A 20,307-nucleotide genomic window follows, 5' to 3' on the forward strand; every position below is an offset into this window, starting at 1 on the left:
CCGGGGGGAGCGGTAATGGCGCTTCGCGTGTTCGTGCACAGGGCCGGGAAAACTGCGACGCAGTCGGTGATTCGGAGGATCGCCGTCCTGTTGGTCTTCGTACTGGCCCTCAGCGGCTGCGACCGGGACGCGCCGTGGTGGGCGGTGAAAGCGGTGGCCGCGGGAGTTCCGTCGCTCGCGCCCTTCTTCGACGAGAGTCAGGGTCTGGGGAGAGACCAGCAGGTCAGGGCGCGGACGGCGCCCGGTGGCCTGCAGCAGGGGGACACACCTGGGCTGTACGGCGGTTCGAAGCAGCCGACGATCTGTGATGTCCGGCGCTTGGAGGAGTTCCTCACCGATCCCGCCCACGGGCGCAAGGCACAGGCGTGGGCAGCCGCGCTCTCCATTCCGAGGACCGGGATTCCGGATTATCTCGGCCGGCTCACACCGGTTCTCCTGCGTCACGACACTCTCGTGAAGAACCATGACTACAGGAAAGAAAAGGCCGTCCCCTTCAACGCGCTGCTCCAGACGGGAATCGCGATTCTTGTCGACGCGCAGGGACTTCCCGCGGTGAAGTGCTCGTGCGGAAATCCGCTGCGGCCCTTCGAGGGTGACACGACCCGCATAAAGGTCGACTTCGACGACCGCAACGAGGAGTGGAAGGGCTACGAGAAGGCGTCCGTGGTGGCCGTGCGGCCCGCGACGCGGAAGGTGGAGCGGCTCGCGCTCGTCGATGTCCATGAACCCGACCGCGGCATCGCCCGCCCCGTCGGCACCACCGGCGAGGACGACACGACGTTCGACGCACGTGAGCGGCGTGCGGTGCCGAGGCTCACCGGGGAGACGTTCGGACAGGCGAGCCGGCGGCTGGCCGACGAGGGGCTGGCGGTCGCCTTCGACGGCCGCGGGCTGCCGCCGGAGGACGCCCGGGTCACGGCGTCTGATCCGCCCGCCGGGAGCAGGCTGCGATTCGGGGAGTACGTGACGTTGAGCGTGGCCGGGGGGACCTCCGGTGGCTCGCCGGACGGGTCGGCGTCCACTGCCCCGGGCTCGGGGTCGTCCGGGTCGACACCGGATGCGCCGGCCTCGACGCCACCGACGCCCTCGTCCTCCTCACCCTCCTCGCCCTCCTCGCCCGCTTCACCCTCTGTACCCTCTTCGTCCCCGCCGTCCAGCTCGGCTCCGCCGTCCTCGTCGTCCTCCCCACCCGGCAGTCCCGGTCCCAGCGGCCCCGGTCCCACGAGCGGGCCGCCGTCCGCGCGCCCCCCGTCGTCCGCCCCGCCCTCCTCCGGCCCGCCGCCCGCCTCCGCGTCGCCCTCGTCGACCAAGGGCGACCCCGCGTCCAGCTCCCCGCCCCCGCCCCCGCCCCCGCCCGTGACCGGTTCGCCACCGGTGACCGCGAGCACGCCCCCGACCAGCGCCCCGGTGACCAGCGGAGCGCCGCCGCCCAGGACGAGTCCGCCACCCGCCACGAGCACGACCGCCTAGCGACCACGCAGCGCACCGCAGACCCGGGAGTCACCGGATGCCTTCAGGAACACCGACGTCGGGAGTGGGCCGGGTCATCGCCGGCCGCTATCTGCTGCTGAACCGGCTCGGCAGCGGCGGTATGGGCCATGTCTGGCTCGCCCACGACCAGAGACTCGCCTGCGAGGTCGCGCTGAAGGAGATCGTGTTCCGTGATCCGGCCGAGGCCGACGAGCGCGAGGCCAGGGTGGCCCGGGCCCGTGCCGAGGCCCGGCACGCGGCAGGGCTGCGCGGGCATCCGCATGTGGTGACCGTGCACGACGTGCTGGAGCACGAGGGCCTGCCATGGATCGTCATGGAGTACGTGGCAGGCGCCGTCAACCTGCGCGACCTCATCGTCCAGCACGGTCCGCCCGCGCCCGCGGAGTGCGCCCGCGTCGGGCTCGCCGTGCTCGACGCGCTCACGGCCGGACACGAGCGGGGCGTCATGCACCGGGACGTGAAACCGGCGAACATCCTGCTGGCGCCGGACCGCACCGGGGCGCCGCACGGCCGTGTGCTGCTCACCGACTACGGCATCTCGGTGCAGCCGGACGCCGGGGAGACGCGGTACACACTGGCGTCGGTGCTCGTGGGTACGGCGGGCTATCTGGCGCCGGAGCGGGTCACGGGCGGGGCGCCCACGCCGGCCACGGATCTGTTCTCGCTGGGCTGCACGCTGTACCAGGCCGTCGAGGGCCGGGGTCCCTTCGACCGCGAGTCGCATCTGGCGGAGCTCACCGCGGTGGTCACGGAGGAACCCCGGCCGGCCGTACGGGCCGGGGCGCTGGGGCCCGTGGTGCGGGCCCTGCTGGAGAAGGATCCGGCCCGGCGGATGTCCGCGGCGGAGGCGGAGGCGGCCCTGTCGCGGATCGTCACGCCGGAGGTCGACGCGTACGCGCGGACCCGGACCGACCTCGGTTCGCAGCCGCACTGGGGTGGGGCGCCGCCGGGGCCCGCGCCCGAGGCGGCGGGGTTCGGCTCCTCCCGGCCCGTGTCCGACCGGCCCCGCGGCGCACAGGGCTTCGGTTCGCCGCCCGACCTGCCCGTCCTGCCCGAGATGCCCGGCGGGCCGCGTCGGCCCCGTATCCTCCACGCGGTCCTCGCCGGCCTCCTCGGGCTGGCCCTGGCGGGGGCCGGTGTCTGGTACGCCATGGCCCGGGAGTCGGACCCGGGCGGGACGGGACGGCCGTACGGTGACGTCGTCGGGCTCGGTGCTCCGCTGAGGGACGGTGACTGTGTGCTCGCCGACTGGCCCGGCGCGACCGCCTTCCAGGGCACGCCCCGGCTGAGTCTGGATCCCAGCTGCCGGGAGCAGGCGCCCGACGGGCAGGTGATGGCGTTCGTCACCGCCGCGTCGGCCGCCGAGGCGCGTCAGGAGGGGCCGGCCGCGTGCGAGGAGCGGACGGAGGAGGTGCGCGAGCGGCTCGCCGACGTGCGCGGCCTCGCCGTCGTACCGACCGAGGCGGCGTTCGAGGCGGCCGGGCGACGCACGGCCTGTCTGGTGCTGGGCGCGAACGGGCCGGTGTACGGGCCGCTGGACCGGCACCGGCAGGAGGGGGCGGCGTTCGCCGACACGGCGACCATGCAGCGGCGGGACTGTCTGCGGGTTCGCTCACGCCGGGACGCCCGCCTGGTGCCCTGTGCGGACCCGCACGACGAGCAGGTGCTCGGGTTCACCCGGCTGGGCGCCGACGTCACCCTGTCCGAGGCACGCACCGAGTCGGACACGGCGTGCGCCCGGGAGGTGCCGCCGCGCGACTACGGCTTCGACCCTTCCGTGTACACGGCGGGCTCCTGGACGAGCGAGGGAGCCTGGAAGAACGGGACTCATTTCGCCGTGTGCACCGTCCGGAGGCAGAACGGGGGCACCATGGAGGGGGACGAACCCTGAGGAGGGTGTTGCGATGCCCGGTTCTAGCGGTTCCACGGACGGTTCTACGAAGGCGATGGGGGTGGTCACCCTCGGCGGTCTCGTCGTGGTGACGGCCTACACGGTGGCGCTCGGGAGCAACGGCTGGCTGTGGTTCGGGTGGGTGGTGCTGGGGCTGATCACCCTGGGGTTGGTCGCCAGCCGCAGCACCTGAGCCTCACTCCCGGGTGAGCCGCCCCGCGGAGTGCACGCCCGGCTGGTACTTCGGCAGCCGGGCGGTGATCTTCATGCCCGCTCCCGGGGCGGTCTCGATGACGAGGCCGTAGGCATCGCCGTACACCTGCCGGAGCCGGTCGTCGACGTTGGACAGGCCGATGCCGCCCGACGGGCTGACCTCGCCCGCGAGGATGCGGCGCAGCAGGACGGGGTCCATGCCGGCGCCGTCGTCCTCGATGACGACGAGGGCCTCGGCGCCCGCGTCCTGTGCGGTGATGCTGATGCGGCTCTTGCCGGGGAGCGCCGTCCTGCCCTCCAGGCCGTGCTTGACGGCGTTCTCGACGAGCGGCTGGAGGCAGAGGAAGGGCAGGGCCACCGGCAGCACCTCGGGGGCGATCTGGAGGGTGACGGAGAGGCGGTCGCCGAAGCGTGCCCGGACCAGCGCCAAGTAGTGGTCGATGGCGTGGAGTTCGTCGGCGAGGGTGGTGAAGTCGCCGTGCCTGCGGAAGGAGTAGCGGGTGAAGTCGGCGAACTCCAGGAGCAGTTCGCGGGCGCGCTCGGGGTCGGTGCGCACGAACGAGGCGATCACGGCGAGCGAGTTGAAGATGAAGTGCGGGGAGATCTGGGCCCTGAGCGCCTTGATCTCGGCCTCGATCAGGCGGGTGCGGGACTGGTCGAGGTCGGCCAGTTCCAGCTGGACGGAGACCCAGCGGGCCACCTCGCCGGCCGCCCGTACGAGGACCGCCGACTCACGGGGCGCGCAGGCGACGAGGGCTCCGTGGACCCGGTCGTCGACGGTGAGCGGGGCGACCACGGCCCAGCGCACCGGGCAGTCGGGGGCGCCGCAGGTGAGCGGGAATGCCTCGCCGCGGCCCGACTCCAGGGGCCCGGCGAGGAGTTCCATGATCTCCGTACGGTGGTGTCCGCCGACCCCGTCCCAGACCAGGACGTCCTTCTGGTCGGTCAGGCACAGGGCGTCCGTGCCGAGCAGCGAGCGGAGTCTGCGGGCCGACTTGCGGGCGGTCTCCTCGGTGAGGCCCGCGCGCAGCGGGGGCGCGGCGAGCGAGGCGGTGTGGAGCGTCTCGAAGGTGGCGTGCTCGACGGGGGTGCCGAGGCCGCCCTGGTGCTGGGGGCGCGCGGTGCGCCGGCCGAGCCAGAAACCGGCGGCGAGCAGCGGGAGGATCGCCACGCACAGGCCCGCGATGAATCCGCTCATGCCTTCACCTCAGCCCGCAGTTCCTCCGGCAGATGGAACCGGGCCAGGATCGCCGCCGTCCCGGCCGGGACCCGGCCCGGGGTGGCCAAGGACACCAGGATCATGGTGAGGAAGCCCAGCGGCACCGACCAGAGCGCGGGCCAGGCGAGCAGCGCGTGCAGGGCGCCGGAGCCCGGGAAGCCCGCCATCGTCGCCGCGACGGCGAGCAGCGCGGAGCCGCCGCCCACCAGCATCCCTGCGGCCGCGCCGGGCGGGGTCAGCCGTCGCCACCAGATGCCGAGCACGAGCAGCGGACAGAAGGAGGACGCCGACACGGCGAAGGCGAGGCCCACCGCGTCGGCGACGGGCAGCCCGCCGACCAGGGCGCTCGCGGCCAGCGGGACGGCCATGGCGAGGACCGTGCCGAGCCGGAAGTGCCGTACGCCCCGGGAGGGGAGGACGTCCTGGGTGAGCACGCCCGCGACGGCCATGGTCAGGCCCGACGCCGTCGACAGGAACGCGGCGAACGCGCCGCCCGCGACCAGCGCGCCGAGCAGGTCGCCGCCGAGGCCGCCGATCATCCGCTCGGGCAGCAGCAGGACGGCGGCGTCCGCGTCTCCGGAGAGGGTGAGTTCGGGGGCGTAGAGGCGGCCGAGGGCGCCGTAGACCGGGGGCAGCAGGTAGAAGGCGCCGATCAGGCCGAGCACGGCGACGGTGGTGCGGCGGGCGGCGACGCCGTGCGGGCTGGTGTAGAAGCGGACGACGACGTGCGGCAGGCCCATGGTGCCGAGGAAGGTGGCGAGGATCAGTCCGTACGTGGCGTACAGCGGGCGTTCGCCGCGGTTCTCGGCCTGCGAGGGCGACAGGCTGCCGCTGCTGCCGCGGTCGGGGTCGGGGACGGGGGCGCCCTTGTCGAAGGTGAGCCGGGTGCCGGACTCGATGTGGTGGGTGCCGGCGGGGAGCCGGACCTTGTCGTCCTCGTGCGTGCGGCCGTCGACGGTGCCGTTCACGGTGACGGTCAGCGGGCGGTCGAGTTTCAGGTCGAGGGTGTCGTCGACGCGGACGGCGCTCTGTTCGCGGAACGTCGCCGGCTCGTCGAAGGCGTGGCTGGGGGCGCCGTCGCCCTGCCAGGCGAGGATGAGGAAGAGGGCGGGGACGAGCAGGGCGGTGAGTTTGAGCCAGTACTGGAAGGCCTGCACGAAGGTGATGCTGCGCATGCCGCCGGCGGCGACGATCGCGACCACGACGACGGCGACGATCACTCCGCCGAGCCAGTCGGGTGCGTTCGTCAGGACAGTCAACGTCAGCCCTGCGCCCTGGAGTTGGGGCAGCAGGTACAGCCAGCCGGTGCCGACGACGAAGGCGCCCGCGAGCCGCCGTACCGCCTGCGAGGAGAGGCGGGCCTCGGCGAAGTCGGGGAGGGTGTAGGCGCCCGAGCGGCGCAGCGGGGCCGCGACGAACAGCAGCAGCACCAGGTATCCGGCGGTGTAGCCGACCGGGTACCAGAGCATGTCGGGGCCCTGAACGAGGACCAGGCCCGCGATGCCGAGGAAGGAGGCGGCGGAGAGGTACTCGCCGCTGATCGCGGCGGCGTTGAGGCGGGGGCCGACGGTGCGGGAGGCGACGTAGAAGTCGGAGGTGGTGCGGGAGATGCGCAGGCCGAAGGCGCCGACGAGGACGGTCGCCAGGACGACGAGGGCGACGGCGGGGACGGCGTAGCTGGAGTTCACGACCGCATCGGTTCTTTCGGGCTCAGTCGGTCTCTTGGGCTCAGCGGTCTTCGACGAGCCGGATGAAGTCCCGTTCGTTGCGCTCGGCCCGGCGTACGAACCAGCGGGCCAGCAGGACCAACGGGGCGTAGAGGCCGAAGCCGAGGATCGCCCAGACCAGGGGGCGGGCGTCCGGCATCGCCGCGAAGAGCAGGGGCAGCGGGCCGACGAGCAGGCCGAGGACGGCGAACACGGCGAGGGCGGTGCGCAGTTGGGTGCGCATCAGGGAGCGGACGTAGGTGTGGCCGAGGGTGGTCTGCTCGTCGATCTCGGTGCGCGGGCGGTAGTAGCCGGAGACGCGGCGGGTCTGCCGGGGCGGACCGGTGACGACGACGCGGCGTTCGGCGGGGTTCTGGGGCATCGTCACGACCTCCGCATGAGCAGGTCCCGCAGCTCGCGCGCGTGGCGCCGGCTGACCTGGAGTTCCTCGGCGCCGACCATGACGCTGACGGATCCCGCGTCCAGCCGGAGTTCGCCGATGTGGCGCAGGGCGACGAGATGGCGGCGGTGGATGCGGACGAAGCCGCGGGAGCGCCAGCGCTCCTCCAGGGTCGACAGGGGGATGCGGACGAGGTGGCTGCCCTTGTCGGTGTGCAGCCGGGCGTAGTCGCCCTGGGCCTCGACATGGGTGATGTCGTCGACCGCGACGAAGCGGGTCACGCCGCCGAGCTCCACGGGTATGTGGTCGGGGTCGGGCTCGCTCACCGGTATGCGGGGCGTGGCCTCGCGCTGGGCGGCGGCGCGCAGTTCGACGGCGCGCCGGACCGCCTCGGCGAGCCGTTCCTTGCGGACGGGTTTGAGGACGTAGTCGACGGCCTTGAGGTCGAAGGCCTGGACGGCGAAGTCCTCGTGGGCGGTGACGAACACGACCAGCGGTGGCTTGGCGAACCCGGTCAGCAGCCGGGCCAGGTCCAGTCCGTCCAGGCCGGGCATGTTGATGTCGAGGAAGACGACGTCGACCGCCTCGGGCCCGCCCGGCCCCGATTCCAGGGCGCGGTTGATGCGGCGCAGCGCTTCGGTGGCGTCGCCGGCGCCCTCCGCGCTGCCGATGCGGGGGTCGGCGTTCAGGAGGTAGAGCAGCTCCTCCAGCGAGGGGCGTTCGTCGTCGACAGCCAGGGCACGCAGCATGAACCCGGAGTGTAGGAGTAATTCGCACGCTTGGACACGTGCTCAGGCTGCGGGTTCGCGCTGGGTAGCGGGCCGCTTACAGTGCCCTCATGAACAGCGGCGCGGCGTCCTTCGACGAACTCGACCGGAAGATCATCACCGCTCTCATGGCGAACGCCAGGACGAGCTTCGCCGAGATCGGCACGAGCGTCGGACTCTCCTCGACGGCGGTGAAGCGGCGCGTGGACCGGCTGCGCGACACGGGCGTGATCACCGGGTTCACGGCGACGGTCAAGCCGTCGGCGCTTGGCTGGCGGACAGAGGCGTACGTCGAGGTGTACTGCGAGGGCGCCGCCCCGCCGCGGCGGCTCGCGGAGGTGGTCCGCAACCATCCGGAGATCACCGCGGCGATGACGGTGACCGGGGGCGCGGACGCGCTGCTGCATGTGCGGGCGCGGGACGTGGAGCACTTCGAGGAGGTGCTGGAGCGCATCCGGGTCGAGCCGTTCATCCGCAAGACGATCAGCGTGATGGTGCTGTCCCACCTCCTCCCGGAGAGTCCGGAGGCGGGCGCCAGCCAGCCCGTCCCGACGGCCGCCCCGAGCGACGCAGCAGACGTGCGCCGAGTGGACTGAAGACGCAGCATTCCTGCGTGAACACGCACTTCCCGTTCCTTGTCGCTCGTCGGCGCGCTTTCTTACCTTGGTGTCATTCCTCATCAACACCGTAGGAAGCGGAGGAACCCCTCTGTGCCCGAAACCCGTGTGCAGCGCCGACGGCGCTTCCTCGTCTGCGAACCCAGACATTTCGCCGTGCAGTACGCGATCAACCCCTGGATGCAGCCCGACGTCCGGGTGGACGTCGATCTGGCCCAGCAGCAGTGGCAGTCGCTGATCCGCGCCTACCGCTCCCACGGCCACACCGTCGACACCATGGAGCCGGTCACCGGTCTCCCCGACATGGTCTTCGCCGCGAACTCCGCGGTCGTCGTCGGCGGCCGCGTCTTCGGCTCCCTCTTCCACGCGCCCGAACGCCGCCCGGAGTCCACGCACTACGACACCTGGTTCAAGACGGCGGGCTTCGACGTGTACCGGCCCGAGTCCGTCTGCGAGGGCGAGGGCGATCTGGTCTGGACGGGCCGCTACGTGCTCGCCGGCACCGGATTCCGTACGACCCGGGAGGCGCACCGCGAGGTGCAGGAGTTCTTCGGTCACCCGGTGATCAGCCTGACGCTGGTGGATCCGTACTTCTACCACCTGGACACGGCGCTGTTCGTGCTCGACGGCGGGCACGACGGAAATATCGTGTACTACCCGGAGGCGTTCTCAGCCGGCAGCCGCGAGGTGCTCGCGCGGCTGTACCCGGACGCGGTGCTCGCCACCCGTGACGACGCGACCGCCTTCGGCCTGAACTCCGTGTCCGACGGCCGTCACGTCTTCATCGCGCCGCAGGCCGAGGCGCTCGCCGCGCGCCTGGACGAGCGCGGCTATGTCCCCGTCCCCGTCGACCTGTCGGAGTTCCGCAAGGCCGGCGGCGGCATCAAGTGCTGCACTCAGGAGATCCGCTCATGACCGCGCCCGCGCAGACCCGTTCGTCCGCCGATCTGATCCGCGCCGAGGAGCCGGTCCTGGCGCACAACTACCACCCGCTGCCCGTGGTCGTGGCCCACGCCGAGGGCACCTGGGTGGAGGACGTGGAGGGCCGCCGCTACCTCGACATGCTGGCCGGCTACTCGGCGCTGAACTTCGGCCACCGCCATCCGGCGCTGATCGAGGCGGCGCACGCGCAGCTCGACCGCCTGACCCTGACCTCCCGGGCCTTCCACAACGACCGGCTCGCGGAGTTCGCCGAACGGCTGGCGCTGCTGACCGGCCTGGACATGGTGCTGCCGATGAACACGGGCGCCGAGGCGGTGGAGAGCGGCATCAAGGTGGCCCGCAAATGGGCGTACGAGGTGAAGGGCGTCCCGGCCGACCGGGCGACGATCGTGGTGGCGGCCGATAACTTCCACGGCCGTACGACGACGATCGTGTCGTTCTCGACGGACGAGAGCGCGCGGCAGGGCTTCGGCCCGTTCACGCCGGGCTTCCGGATCGTGCCGTACAACGACCTGCCGGCGCTGGAGGCGGCGGTCGACGAGACGACGGCGGCCGTGCTGCTGGAGCCGATCCAGGGCGAGGCCGGGGTCCTCATCCCCGACGAGGGCTACCTGGCCGGCGTCCGCGAACTCACCCGTCGCAAGGGTTGCCTGTTCATCGCGGACGAGATCCAGTCGGGCCTCGGCCGCACGGGACGCACGCTCGCCGTCGAGCACGAGTCGGTCGTGCCGGACATGCTGCTGCTCGGCAAGGCGCTGGGCGGCGGCATCGTGCCGGTGTCCGCGGTGGTCGCCCGCCGTGACGTGCTCGGGGTGCTGCGGCCGGGCGAGCACGGTTCGACGTTCGGCGGCAACCCGCTCGCCGCCGCGGTCGGCACGGCGGTCGTCGAACTCCTGGAGACGGGCGAGTTCCAGCGCCGGGCCGCCGAGCTGGGCGTGGTCCTGCGGGGCGGCCTGTCGGCGCTGCTAGGCCAGGGCGTCGTCGGCTTCCGCGCGCGGGGCCTGTGGGCCGGCGTCGACATCGACCCGGCGGTCGGCACGGGCCGGGAGATCGGCGAACGGCTGATGCGCGAGGGCGTCCTCGTGAAGGACACCCACGGCTCCACGATCCGCCTGGCACCCCCGCTGACGATCACGGCGGAGGAGCTGACGGGGGCCTTGGGGGCGCTGGAGAAGGTACTGGCGGCGTAGCGGGCCTGGGCGCGGGGACTGGGGCAGGGGGCGGAGTCGGGGTCGAGGTCGAGGTCCGGGGTCGAGGTCGAGGTCGGGCGACGCCCAGCGGCCCTGCGCCGCCTGCCGCCTGCCACCTGCCACCTGCCAGCCCCCGCGCCCAGCCCACCGCGCCCAGCCCACCGGCCCCTCCCCACCCGGCCTCCCCCACCTCCCCGCACACGCCCGGCCCCCGCAAAGAGGCAGTGGTGACCGGAAGGGTGAAGATGGGGACAAGAGGTGGTAGACCGCTCTCAGCGACAGAGAGGTCGGCCGTGGGCACACACGAGGAGCGGGGCGTTGCCGGGCAGGGGTTCGACGTGGCGGACGCCGCGCCTGTGCTGCTCGACGCGCAGGGCCTGGTGGCGGGGTGGACCAGGGACGCACAGCGGCTGCTGGCGTACGCGGCCCCCGAGGCGGTGGGCAGGAGCGTCGCCGAGTTGCTGGGTACCGAGGACGCGGGGCGCGTGCCGGAGCTGCTGGAGCGGTGCCGCAGGGACGGCGGCTGGACCGGACTGCTGACCGCCCGGCACCGGGACGGCCCCCCGGTCCGGCTCATGGTGCGGATCACGCCGGCCCTGGACACCCGGGGCCCCGCCCGCTGGCTCGTGCTCCTGTCGGAGCTCGCGGACGCACCCGGCTGGGACATGAGCCGCGCCACGCTGGAGCAGATGGTCACCCGCTCCCCCGTCGGCATAGCCATCGTCGACACGGACCTGCGCTTCGTCTGGTCGAACGACGCCCTCGCCCAGTACGGCGGCGGCCCGCCGAGCCACCGGCTCGGTCTGCGGCTGGCGGACATCCAGCCCGGTCTGGACTCCTCGTCGATAGAGTCGCAGATGCGCCAGGTGCTGGCGTCGGGCGTACCGATCGTCGGCTACGAGCACGTGGGCCACGCACGCTCCGCGCCCCTGCGCGAGACCGCCCACATGATGTCCTTCACCCGGCTCGACGACGGCCACGGCCACCCCACGGGCGTCTACTACACGGTGGAGGACATCACCGACCGCCACCGCGCCCGGCAGCGCCTCGCCCTGCTCGACCGGGCCGGTGAGCGCATCGGCCGCACACTCGACATCACGCACACCGCCCAGGAGCTGGCGGACGTGGCCGTACCGGGGCTCGCCGACCTCGTCACCGTGGACCTGCTGGAGTCGGTGCTGGGGGGCGGGGAGCCCGCTGCCGGGCCGCTGGGCGACACGGCTCGGGTGCCGCTGCGCCGCGCGGGGCAGCGCGCGGGCACCGAGAGCGTGCCGCAGGCCGTCGTCGCCATCGGCGAGGTGGTCACCTATCCGGCGGGATCGCCTCCGATCCGCTGCCTCAGGACGGCGCTGTCCTGGCGCGAGGAGCGACTGGACCCGCTCGGCGAGGCCTGGGCCGAGCACGCGCGCGGCGGCCGGGCCGCCATCTTCCTCGAACTGGGCCTGCACAGCGTGATGATCGTGCCGATCCGCGCGCGGGGCGTCACCCTGGGTCTCACCACCTTCTTCCGGCGCAACCGCCAGGAGCCCTTCGAGGAGGACGACCTGAACCTGGCCGAGGACCTCGTCTCCCGGGCCGCGGTGTGTGTCGACAACGCCCGGCGCTACACCCGCGAGCGCGACGCGGCGCTGGTCCTCCAGCGCAGCCTGCTGCCGCACCAGCTGCCCGAGCAGGACGCGCTGGAGGTGTCCGCCTGCTACCGGCCGGCCGACGAGCTGACCGGACTCGGCGGCGACTGGTACGACGTCATCCCGCTGTCCGGCGCCCGCGTCGCCCTGGTGGTGGGCGAGGTGCCCGGACACGGCATCGACGCCGCCGCGGCGATGGGGCGGCTGCGGACCGCCGTGCGCACCCTCGCGCTGCTGGACCTGCCGCCCGAGGAGGTGCTGGCCCATCTCGACGACCTGGTCGCGCGGTCGGCCCGGGAGGAGGGCGTCCAGGCGGACGCGGAGGAGGCCGCTGTCGCCCAGTCCGTGGGATCCGGCTGCGTGTACGTGGTCTACGACCCGGTCGACGGGCAGTGCACCATGGCGGCCGCCGGCCATCCGGCGCCGGCCGTCGTGCTGCCCGACGGTGAGGTCACCTTCGTCGATCTGCCCCAGGGCGCGTCGCTCGGCGTGGGCGGTCCCCCCTACGAGTCGGTCGAGCTGGCCCTGGCGGCGGGCAGCACGCTCGCCCTGCACACCGACGGGCTGCTGGCGCGCGAGGAAGCCGACTGGGCGGTGGACGCCGACCGGGACCGGCTGCGGCGGGCGCTGGAGCTGCACGCCACCTCGCTCGACCTCCAGTGCCGGGCGGTGGTCGACGCCCTGACCCCGGCCCGCCCGCACGACGACGTGGCCCTGCTGATGGCGCGCACCCGGCTGCTCGGCACCGAGCAGGTCGCCGACTGGGACCTGCCCTCCGACCCGGCCGCGGTCGCCGACGCCCGTAAGACGGCCGCCCGGATGCTGACGGAGTGGGGCCTTCAGGAGCTGGCCTTCACGACGGAGCTGGTCGTCAGCGAGCTGGTCACCAACGCGATCCGGTACTCCAACGGACCGATCCGGCTGCGGCTGATCAGGGAGCGCGCGCTGGTCTGCGAGGTCTTCGACGGCGGTGCCACCGCCCCGCACCTGCGCCATCCGCGCACCACCGACGAGGGCGGACGCGGGCTGCTGCTGGTCGCCCAGGTCACCCAGCGCTGGGGCACCCGCTTCGTCCCCGAGGGGAAGATCATCTGGGCGGAGCAGTCACTGACGGATCCTCCGCCCTGACCTGCCGCGTCGGGCCGGATGTAGTAGATCGGTAGATATGCCATAGGGCGTGGGAAACTGGTCAGATCCCGGTGGTGAGGCGGGAGAGCGATGGATGAGAAGGCGATCGACTACGAGGCGGTGTTCCAGCGCCTGCCCGGAATGGTGGCGCTGCTGACCCGGGAGCTGGTCTACGTCGACGCCAACGAGGACTTCCAGCGCCTGTCCGGCCGCTCGCGCGACCAACTGGTGGGCCGGTACATCTTCGACGTCTTCCCCGACAACCCCAACGACCCGACCGCCACCGGCATGCGTGACGTCCGCGCGTCGATGCTGCGCGTGGTGGCCACCGGCGAGCGCGACGCCATGGCGCTCCAGCGCTACGACGTCGAGGACCCCCTGCACCCCGGCCGCTGGGAGGAGCGCTACTGGAGCCCGATCAACGCACCCGTCTGCGGCCCCGACGGGCGGGTGGAGTACGTCCTGCACCGGGTGGAGGAGGTCTCCGAGCTCATCCGTCTGCGCGGCGGCGCGGGCGGCGACAGCCGGGCGCGGGTCCTGGAGGCCGAGCTGTACACCCGAGCCCGCGAGCTGCAGGAGCTCAACGACCGGCTGCGGCAGGCGCACGCCCGTGAGCGCGAGGTGGCCCTGGCCCTGCAAGAGGCGATGCTGCCCGCCCGCCGACAGGTGCACAACCACCGGGCCGCCGTGCGCTACCGGCCCGCGGTCGGCGCGCTGAACGTGTGCGGCGACTGGTACGACCTGATCGACCTGGTGGGCGGCAACCGCATCGGCGTCTCCGTGGGCGACGTGGTCGGTCACGGCCTCGTGGCGGCCGGTGTGATGGGCCAGCTGCGCAGCGCGCTCAGCGCCACCTCGCGTGTCGCCGACGGCCCGGCGCACGCGCTCGACGTGCTGGGGCGGTACGCCCATGTCGTCGACGGCGCCGAATCGGCCACCGTGGTCACGACGTTCATCGACTTCGACGCCCGCACCATCAGCTACAGCAGCGCGGGCCATCCGCCACCCGTCCTGGTCCATCCCGACGGCCGCGTGGAGTTCCTCGACAGGGCCACCGACACGCCGCTGGACGCGCGTCCCGACCCGATCCCGCGACCGCAGGCCGTCACCACGTACACCAGCGGCGCCACGCTCGTCCTCTACACCGACGGCCTGATCGAACGCCGCCGCGAGGACATCGACACGGGACTGGGCCGCCTCGCCGAGGCGCTGGTCCGCCATCGCACGTCCGACCCCGAGCGCCTCGCCGACGCCGTCCTGCTGGAGTTGCTGCCGCCGGGAGGCGCGACGGACGACACGGCACTGATCATCGTGCGGCTGTGACAGGCCGTGATCAACGAGCAGACGCGACGGCTCGCCGCAAGGGCGGGCCACCTGCCACCGGGCAATCGTGATCACGCCAAAGCGCACCATCGGGTTGCCGCGCACCGACCCCGGAGACCAGGCTGGTCCGGCGGCCCCTCCCCACCCGCAAACACCGCAGCCCACCCGCCTCCTGACACCCGGTCAGGACTCGCCGTGGGCGGCAATACGTCCGTCCAGACCCGGTTCCGGCCTGTCCCCCCTGCGCCTACACTGGCAGCCCCACGGCACGCTGGTTGACCTGCCAGAACGCGGCGGTTGGAGCTGATCCGCCGGAGTGAGGAGCGACCCCCTTGTTCTATTACGTACTGAAATACGTGTTGTTGGGACCTCTGCTGAGACTGTTCTTCCGGCCCCGAATAGAAGGCCTTGAGCATGTACCGGCCACGGGTGCGGCCATCGTCGCGGGCAACCACCTGTCGTTCTCCGACCACTTCCTGATGCCGGCGATGCTCAAGCGGCGCATCACCTTCCTCGCGAAGAAGGAGTACTTCACCGGCCCCGGCGTCAAGGGCCGTCTGACCGCGGCCTTCTTCCGCAGCGCCGGCCAGATCCCCGTCGACCGCAAGGGCAAGGAGGCGGGCCAGGCGGCGATCCGTGAGGGACTCGGGGTCCTGAGCAAGGACGAACTCCTCGGCATCTATCCCGAGGGAACCCGCTCGCACGACGGCCGCCTCTACAAGGGCAAGGTCGGCGTCGCCGTGATGGCCCTCAGGGCCCAGGTCCCGGTCATCCCCTGCGCGATGATCGGCACCTTCGAGGCACAGCCGCCGGGCAAGGTCATCCCCAACATCCACCCGGTGACGATCCGCTTCGGCGAGCCCCTCGACTTCTCCCGCTACGCCGGAATGGAGAACGAGAAGGCCATCCTGCGCGCCGTGACCGACGAGATCATGTACGCCATCCTGTCGCTGTCCGAGCAGGAGTACGTCGACCAGTACGCGGCCGTCGCCAAGGCCGAGGAGGCCGCGGCCAAGGCGGAGAAGGAGCGCAAGTTCCCCCGGATGCCGATCAGTTGACGCCCTGCCCTGCCGCCGGCGGACCCGGCGGGAGGGCAGCGCCTCGGCCCGGCACGGGGCGGGGAGGCCGGGTCGCCGCCCGCCGCTGACGCGGGCCGAGAGCCGCGAGGGCCCGCGGAGACGGCCGCCTGACGGGGGCGCGGGAGCCTTGCCGGGGCTGACGGGAGGACCGGCCGACCCGACAGGACCGGCGCACGAGCCTGACGCGCCGGCGAGGCGCTACACGCCCCGACAAGACCGACAACCAAGCCGAGCCACCGGGCAGGAAGCCCGCGAGAGAACCGACCGGGACCAGCCCGACACGCGACCACGAGCGAGCCGCCCCCGAGCGGCGTGCCCGGGCTCGGGGAGACTCCGCGCAGGGCGGGCGTGCGCCCGCGGTGCCGTCGGGACCGCGACTCAGCCGAGGGCGGTCAGCGCCTCGTCGAGCAGCCTGCGCAGCCGCAGCGCGTCCGCCGCCACCGCGCTCACCAGGGCGGCGGGCCCGGCGAGGGGCATCACGGCCGCGTGCTCCCCGAGCACCCGAGCCGTCGGCGGAGCATCAGCGAACTCGGGCCGTACGACGACGAGTTGTCCGACGGCCCGACAGCCGCCGAGCCCCGCGGGACCGTCCCAGCCACCCGGCGCCCCGGGCCCGCAGGCAAGCTCCTGATCGAGGACGACCCGCCCCGCGACACTCACCCGGATGCGGCTGCTGAGCCGCCCGGGCTCTTCCCCCACCCGTCCGAGCACCTGTTCCTCACGCAGCACGAGCCGCCCGGTCGCACCGACGTCGACGCGGGTCGTGACGTACAGGTCACTGCCCCCGGCGGAGATCAACTGCTCGGGCAGCCAGTGCAGTTCGGCCCCGTCAGCGACCGACAGCCGTACGTCGTACCTGGCCTCTCCCTTGCTCTGGCCCGGCAGGGCGATCGTGGCCGCAGCCGACCCGACGCGCAGCCGGGCGCCGGCCTCCACGTCGGCCTCCACCGCGAAGTGGTCGCCGCCGAGGGGCCCGCTCATCGCGCCGACGAGCACGACCCGGGCCTCGGCGCCGCTCCCCCGGGTCCGCCGGAGCGCCAGCGGCCCGTCGCCGTCGAGCACGGGCAGCGAGGTGCCTCCCCGGCCGTCGTCCCGGGCGACGATCCGCGCGACGGCCCGAACGCCACCGGTCACGGTCACGCCGTCCAGGCCGCGAGCTGTGCCCGCACCCAGTCGGCGACTTCCTGCACGCCGGGCTCGCTCCTGAGCGACTGGAAGACGACCGGCAGTTCGGCCCGCTGCGCCTTGGCGTCGGCCGCCATCCGGGCCAGGTCGGAGCCGACGTACGGCGCGAGGTCGGTCTTGTTGACGACGAGGAGGTCGGCGGTGGTGACGCCGGGGCCTCCCTTGCGCGGGATGTCGTCCCCGCCGGCCACGTCGATCACGAAGATCTGCGCGTCGACGAGCCCCTTGGAGAAGGTGGCGGTGAGATTGTCCCCGCCGGACTCGACGAGGATGAGATGGAGGGGGCCGACCTCGTCCTCCAGGTCCTCGACGGCTTCGAGGTTCGCGGAGATGTCGTCGCGGATCGCGGTGTGCGGACAGGCCCCCGTCTCGACGGCCGTGATCCGCTCGGGCGGCAACACGGCCTCCCGCAGCAGGAACTCGGCGTCCTCGCGGGTGTAGATGTCGTTCGTGACGACGGCGAGGGACAGCTCGTCGCGCAGGGCCCGGCAGAGCGCGGCGACGGTTGCCGTCTTGCCGGATCCGACAGGCCCGCCGAGGCCGATGCGCAAGGCACGGCGCGTCCCGTCGGGACGGTGCGCGTCGGCGCTGACGGAGGAGGGACCGTCGTGGGGGTGAGCGTGGTCGAGATGCATGGAGGCGGTTCCAATCACTTTCAGCCCGTCCGGCGTTTGAGGACGAGGCCGCAGGCCGATGGGGGTCCAGGGGGCGGAGCCCCTTGGCGGGGTCGAAGGGGCGGAGCCCCTTCAAGGGAGGGGACGGGTAGGGGCGGCGGGGGCGAAAACCCCCTACGACGCGAACAGCCGCACCGCCCAGGCCGCATGCACCTCCGCCCCGATCTCCAACAGCGGAGCAGAAGCCGCGGGCAACTCGTCGACGCCACCCCCGGCGACCCGCCGCCCGGCCTCCACCGCCTGGTCCGCCACCCGGTCCAGCTCCGGCGCCAGCCGAGCCAGCGCCGCCGTGGCGTCGAAGGGATCGAGACTCAGCAACCGCACCGTCGCACTCGCCGGCCCACTCACGCTCTCGTACGCCGCACAGTAGGCCGCGTCCACGGCCCCCAGCCCCGCGGCCCGGGCGGCGACCCCGAGCACGACCGGCTGATGGGCCCCCTTGGGAAAGAGCCGAGCCAGATCGTCGAGCTCCGCGGAAGGCCATGTGGCCCGAGCGGCCCGCATCAACTGCCGCCCCAGCTTCCGCGCGGCCAGCCGCAGCGCGGGCGACGGCGTACGGGCGTCGGCCGCCGCGTCCAGGGCCACCGCGTCGACACCGAGCGCGGCCGCCGCGGCGAGCGAGGCCGCGACCAGCCCCGTCGTGTGCAACCGGCCCCGGCAGAAGTCCTCCAGGCTCGCGGCCCCGGTGATCCGCCCCGCCTTGACGGCCGCCTCCGCCCCGCCGGAGTGCGCGTGCCCTCCGGCGGGGAAGCGGCCATCGGCGAGGACCAGAAGTGCTGCCCGTGACATCAGAGCTCAGCCGTCGCAGTCATCTCAATCACCCTCAGAACAGGAAGTACCGCTGGGCCATGGGCAGTTCCGCGGCCGGGGCGGCCTCCACCAGTTCCCCGTCGATGTGCACGGCGAAGCTGTCGGGGTCGACCCGCACCTCGGGCCGCGCGTCGTTCTGCCGCATGTCGGCCTTGGTGACCCCACGCGTCGACTCGATGGCCACGAACCGCTTCCCGAGCTGGAGCCGCTCCGCGAGCCCGTCCTCGATGGCGAGCGGCGCCACGAAGTTGAACGAGTTGGCGGCGGGCGCCCGCCCGATCGCCCCGTACATCGGCCGCGGGAGGATCGGCTGCGGCGTCGGGATCGAGGCGTTGGCGTCGCCCATCTGCGCGTAGGCGATCTGTCCGCCCTTGATGACGAGGTGGGGCTTGACGCCGAAGAACGCCGGCTCCCACAGCACCAGGTCGGCGAGCTTGCCGCTCTCCACGGAGCCGATCTCGCGGGCGAGGCCCTGGGCGAGCGCGGGGTTGATCGTGTACTTGGCGACGTACCGCCGTACCCGCAGGTTGTCGGCCCGCCCGTCCCCGGGCAGCGCACCCCGCCGCCGCTTCATCACATGGGCGGTCTGCCAGGTCCGCATAACGACCTCGCCCACCCGCCCCATGGCCTGCGAGTCGGACGAGATGATCGAGATCGCGCCCAGGTCGTGCAGGACGTCCTCCGCGCCGATCGTCGACGGGCGGATCCGCGACTCGGCGAAGGCGAGGTCCTCGGGTACCGCCGCGTTGAGGTGGTGGCACACCATCAGCATGTCGAGGTGTTCCTCGGCGGTGTTGACGGTGAACGGCCGCGTCGGGTTCGTCGAGCTGGGCAGGACGTGCGACTCGGCGACGACGGTCATGATGTCCGGCGCGTGCCCGCCGCCCGCGCCCTCGGTGTGGTAGGCGTGGATGCCGCGTCCGGCGATGGCCGCCAGCGTGTCACCGACGAAGCCCGCCTCGTTCAGCGTGTCGGTGTGGATCGCGACCTGGATGCCGGTCCGGTCGGCGACGGTCAGCGAGGCGTCGATGACGGCCGGGGTGGAGCCCCAGTCCTCGTGCAGCTTGAGGCCGAGCGCACCGCCGCGGATCTGGGACAGCATCGCCTCGTGGGAGACGGTGTTGCCCTTGCCGAGGAAGCCGATGTTGAGCGGGTACTGCTCCATCGCCTCCAGCATCCGGGCCAGGTGCCAGGGTCCGGGCGTGACGGTGGTCGCCTTGGAGCCCTCGGCGGGTCCGGTGCCGCCGCCGACCAGCGTGGTGATGCCCGAGGCGAGCGCCTCGTCGGCGATCTGCGGGCAGATGAAGTGGACGTGCGCGTCTATGGCGCCGGCCGTCAGGATCCGCCCGTTGCCGGCGATGACCTCGGTCTCGGGGCCGATGACGAGGTCCGGGTGCACCCCGTCCATGGTGTCGGGGTTGCCCGCCTTGCCGATGCCGGTGATCCGGCCGTCGCGGATGCCGACGTCGGCCTTGACGATGCCCCAGTGGTCGATGATCACGACGCCGGTGATCACCGTGTCGGGGGTGCCCTCCGCGCGTGTGGCACGGGACTGGCCCATGGACTCGCGGATGACCTTGCCGCCGCCGAACACGGCCTCGTCACCGGCGAGTCCGGGACCGCCGGAACGGTCCTCCTCGATCTCGACCAGCAGATCGGTGTCGGCGAGCCGGATACGGTCACCGGTCGTCGGCCCGAACAGGTCGGCGTACGCGGCGCGGGAGATCTCAGGCATCGAGGGCACCTCCGGTCTCGCCGCGCAGTCCGGGCACCACACGGGCGCCGGCGAGCGGGACGAGTTCGACGTCGACGGGGATCCCGGGCTCGAAGCGCACGGCGGTACCGGCGGCGACGTTGAGCCGCTTGCCGCGGGCCGCGGCGCGGTCGAAGTCCAGGCCGGGATTGGCCTCGGCGAAGTGGTAGTGGGAGCCGACCTGGACGGGCCGGTCGGCGGCGTTGAGGACGGTCAGCCGGGTGACGTCACGGCCCGCGTTGTAGGCGATCGGGCCGTCGGCGAAGAGGATCTCTCCGGGAATCATCGGGG

Annotated in this window: 18 protein-coding genes; 9 read left to right on the forward strand and 9 right to left on the reverse strand. The window is 72.9% G+C overall.

Annotated features, from left to right (window positions below; genetic code table 11):
* Window positions 1-15: 15 nt before the first annotated feature.
* The 3 genes from ACFU95_RS10340 to ACFU95_RS10350 are packed head-to-tail and all read left to right on the forward strand — an operon-like array spanning window position 16 to window position 3,575.
* Window positions 16-1,470: a DUF6777 domain-containing protein gene (locus ACFU95_RS10340; protein ID WP_383824601.1), complete on the forward strand. Its 1,455-nt coding sequence runs from the start codon at window positions 16-18 to the stop codon at window positions 1,468-1,470.
* Between the two features lie 37 nt (window positions 1,471-1,507).
* Entirely contained in the window at window positions 1,508-3,382 is a 1,875-nt protein-coding gene (locus tag ACFU95_RS10345; protein ID WP_383824603.1) for a protein kinase, read from the forward strand.
* A gap of 13 nt (window positions 3,383-3,395) precedes the next feature.
* A complete protein-coding gene (locus tag ACFU95_RS10350) occupies window positions 3,396-3,575 on the forward strand; it encodes a hypothetical protein (protein ID WP_383824605.1) in 180 nt (59 codons plus the stop codon).
* A 3-nt stretch (window positions 3,576-3,578) separates the two neighbouring features.
* Here ACFU95_RS10350 and ACFU95_RS10355 read toward each other — a convergent pair whose 3' ends face one another.
* The 4 genes from ACFU95_RS10355 to ACFU95_RS10370 are packed head-to-tail and all read right to left on the reverse strand — an operon-like array spanning window position 3,579 to window position 7,669.
* On the reverse strand, window positions 3,579-4,793 hold the full coding sequence (locus ACFU95_RS10355; RefSeq protein WP_383824608.1) for a sensor histidine kinase: 1,215 nt from the start codon (window positions 4,791-4,793) through the stop codon (window positions 3,579-3,581).
* Window positions 4,790-6,502, reverse strand: a complete 1,713-nt coding sequence (locus ACFU95_RS10360) for a cation acetate symporter (protein ID WP_383824611.1) — start codon at window positions 6,500-6,502, stop codon at window positions 4,790-4,792. The genes ACFU95_RS10355 and ACFU95_RS10360 overlap by 4 nt, the downstream gene beginning before the upstream one ends.
* Before the next feature lie 40 nt (window positions 6,503-6,542).
* Window positions 6,543-6,902, reverse strand: a complete 360-nt coding sequence (locus ACFU95_RS10365; RefSeq protein WP_383824614.1) for a hypothetical protein — start codon at window positions 6,900-6,902, stop codon at window positions 6,543-6,545.
* A gap of 2 nt (window positions 6,903-6,904) precedes the next feature.
* The gene (locus ACFU95_RS10370) at window positions 6,905-7,669 is read right to left on the reverse strand and encodes a LytR/AlgR family response regulator transcription factor (protein ID WP_383824616.1); all 765 of its coding nucleotides are present in this window, start codon (window positions 7,667-7,669) and stop codon (window positions 6,905-6,907) included.
* Window positions 7,670-7,758: 89 nt separating this feature from the next.
* On the opposite strand from ACFU95_RS10370, the gene ACFU95_RS10375 reads away from it, so the two are divergent.
* The 6 genes from ACFU95_RS10375 to ACFU95_RS10400 all read left to right on the forward strand — a co-directional run bounded on the left by ACFU95_RS10375 (window position 7,759) and on the right by ACFU95_RS10400 (window position 15,573).
* Window positions 7,759-8,283 (forward strand): Lrp/AsnC family transcriptional regulator, encoded by a 525-nt coding sequence (locus ACFU95_RS10375; RefSeq protein WP_383824619.1) that lies wholly within the window; start codon window positions 7,759-7,761, stop codon window positions 8,281-8,283.
* A gap of 114 nt (window positions 8,284-8,397) precedes the next feature.
* Window positions 8,398-9,219 (forward strand): dimethylargininase, encoded by an 822-nt coding sequence (gene ddaH, locus ACFU95_RS10380; protein ID WP_383824622.1) that lies wholly within the window; start codon window positions 8,398-8,400, stop codon window positions 9,217-9,219.
* A complete protein-coding gene (gene rocD, locus ACFU95_RS10385; protein WP_383824623.1) occupies window positions 9,216-10,436 on the forward strand; it encodes an ornithine--oxo-acid transaminase in 1,221 nt (406 codons plus the stop codon). Before ddaH ends, rocD begins: the two co-directional genes overlap by 4 nt.
* A gap of 293 nt (window positions 10,437-10,729) precedes the next feature.
* On the forward strand, window positions 10,730-13,192 hold the full coding sequence (locus ACFU95_RS10390; protein ID WP_383824626.1) for a SpoIIE family protein phosphatase: 2,463 nt from the start codon (window positions 10,730-10,732) through the stop codon (window positions 13,190-13,192).
* 90 nt (window positions 13,193-13,282) lie between these two features.
* Entirely contained in the window at window positions 13,283-14,515 is a 1,233-nt protein-coding gene (locus ACFU95_RS10395; protein WP_383824630.1) for a PP2C family protein-serine/threonine phosphatase, read from the forward strand.
* A 332-nt stretch (window positions 14,516-14,847) separates the two neighbouring features.
* Window positions 14,848-15,573 carry a lysophospholipid acyltransferase family protein gene (locus ACFU95_RS10400; protein ID WP_383824632.1) on the forward strand — a complete coding sequence of 242 codons (726 nt, stop codon included), beginning with the start codon at window positions 14,848-14,850 and terminating at the stop codon, window positions 15,571-15,573.
* Window positions 15,574-15,972: 399 nt separating this feature from the next.
* Here the strand turns inward: ACFU95_RS10400 and ACFU95_RS10405 are convergent, their stop codons facing one another.
* The 5 genes from ACFU95_RS10405 to ACFU95_RS10425 all read right to left on the reverse strand — a co-directional run bounded on the left by ACFU95_RS10405 (window position 15,973) and on the right by ACFU95_RS10425 (window position 20,302).
* Window positions 15,973-16,743: an urease accessory protein UreD gene (locus tag ACFU95_RS10405; RefSeq protein ID WP_383824989.1), complete on the reverse strand. Its 771-nt coding sequence runs from the start codon at window positions 16,741-16,743 to the stop codon at window positions 15,973-15,975.
* A complete protein-coding gene (gene ureG / locus ACFU95_RS10410; protein WP_383824635.1) occupies window positions 16,731-17,414 on the reverse strand; it encodes an urease accessory protein UreG in 684 nt (227 codons plus the stop codon). The genes ACFU95_RS10405 and ureG overlap by 13 nt, the downstream gene beginning before the upstream one ends.
* Window positions 17,415-17,567: 153 nt before the next feature.
* On the reverse strand, window positions 17,568-18,242 hold the full coding sequence (locus ACFU95_RS10415; protein ID WP_383824638.1) for an urease accessory protein UreF: 675 nt from the start codon (window positions 18,240-18,242) through the stop codon (window positions 17,568-17,570).
* Between the two features lie 34 nt (window positions 18,243-18,276).
* Complete coding sequence (locus tag ACFU95_RS10420) at window positions 18,277-19,998, reverse strand: urease subunit alpha (RefSeq protein WP_383824641.1); 1,722 nt, start codon at window positions 19,996-19,998, stop codon at window positions 18,277-18,279.
* Window positions 19,991-20,302 carry an urease subunit beta gene (locus tag ACFU95_RS10425; protein ID WP_383824643.1) on the reverse strand — a complete coding sequence of 104 codons (312 nt, stop codon included), beginning with the start codon at window positions 20,300-20,302 and terminating at the stop codon, window positions 19,991-19,993. Before ACFU95_RS10425 ends, ACFU95_RS10420 begins: the two co-directional genes overlap by 8 nt.
* Window positions 20,303-20,307: the final 5 nt, after the last annotated feature.

Source organism: Streptomyces sp. NPDC057623 (assembly GCF_042800355.1).
In the GTDB taxonomy this organism is placed as follows: Bacteria; Actinomycetota; Actinomycetes; order Streptomycetales; family Streptomycetaceae; genus Streptomyces.

What these genes read in the sequence shown, in the direction of transcription:
- ACFU95_RS10340 (WP_383824601.1), top strand. Translation starts at nt 16, where the DNA reads ATGGCGCTTCGCGTGTTCGTGCACAGGGCCGGGAAAACTGCGACGCAG.
- ACFU95_RS10345 (WP_383824603.1), top strand. Translation starts at nt 1,508, where the DNA reads ATGCCTTCAGGAACACCGACGTCGGGAGTGGGCCGGGTCATCGCCGGC.
- ACFU95_RS10350 (WP_383824605.1), top strand. Translation starts at nt 3,396, where the DNA reads ATGCCCGGTTCTAGCGGTTCCACGGACGGTTCTACGAAGGCGATGGGG.
- ACFU95_RS10355 (WP_383824608.1), bottom strand. Translation starts at nt 4,793, where the DNA reads ATGAGCGGATTCATCGCGGGCCTGTGCGTGGCGATCCTCCCGCTGCTC.
- ACFU95_RS10365 (WP_383824614.1), bottom strand. Translation starts at nt 6,902, where the DNA reads ATGCCCCAGAACCCCGCCGAACGCCGCGTCGTCGTCACCGGTCCGCCC.
- ACFU95_RS10370 (WP_383824616.1), bottom strand. Translation starts at nt 7,669, where the DNA reads ATGCTGCGTGCCCTGGCTGTCGACGACGAACGCCCCTCGCTGGAGGAG.
- ACFU95_RS10375 (WP_383824619.1), top strand. Translation starts at nt 7,759, where the DNA reads ATGAACAGCGGCGCGGCGTCCTTCGACGAACTCGACCGGAAGATCATC.
- rocD (WP_383824623.1), top strand. Translation starts at nt 9,216, where the DNA reads ATGACCGCGCCCGCGCAGACCCGTTCGTCCGCCGATCTGATCCGCGCC.
- ACFU95_RS10395 (WP_383824630.1), top strand. Translation starts at nt 13,283, where the DNA reads ATGGATGAGAAGGCGATCGACTACGAGGCGGTGTTCCAGCGCCTGCCC.
- ureG (WP_383824635.1), bottom strand. Translation starts at nt 17,414, where the DNA reads ATGCATCTCGACCACGCTCACCCCCACGACGGTCCCTCCTCCGTCAGC.
- ACFU95_RS10415 (WP_383824638.1), bottom strand. Translation starts at nt 18,242, where the DNA reads ATGTCACGGGCAGCACTTCTGGTCCTCGCCGATGGCCGCTTCCCCGCC.
- ACFU95_RS10420 (WP_383824641.1), bottom strand. Translation starts at nt 19,998, where the DNA reads ATGCCTGAGATCTCCCGCGCCGCGTACGCCGACCTGTTCGGGCCGACG.
- ACFU95_RS10425 (WP_383824643.1), bottom strand. Translation starts at nt 20,302, where the DNA reads ATGATTCCCGGAGAGATCCTCTTCGCCGACGGCCCGATCGCCTACAAC.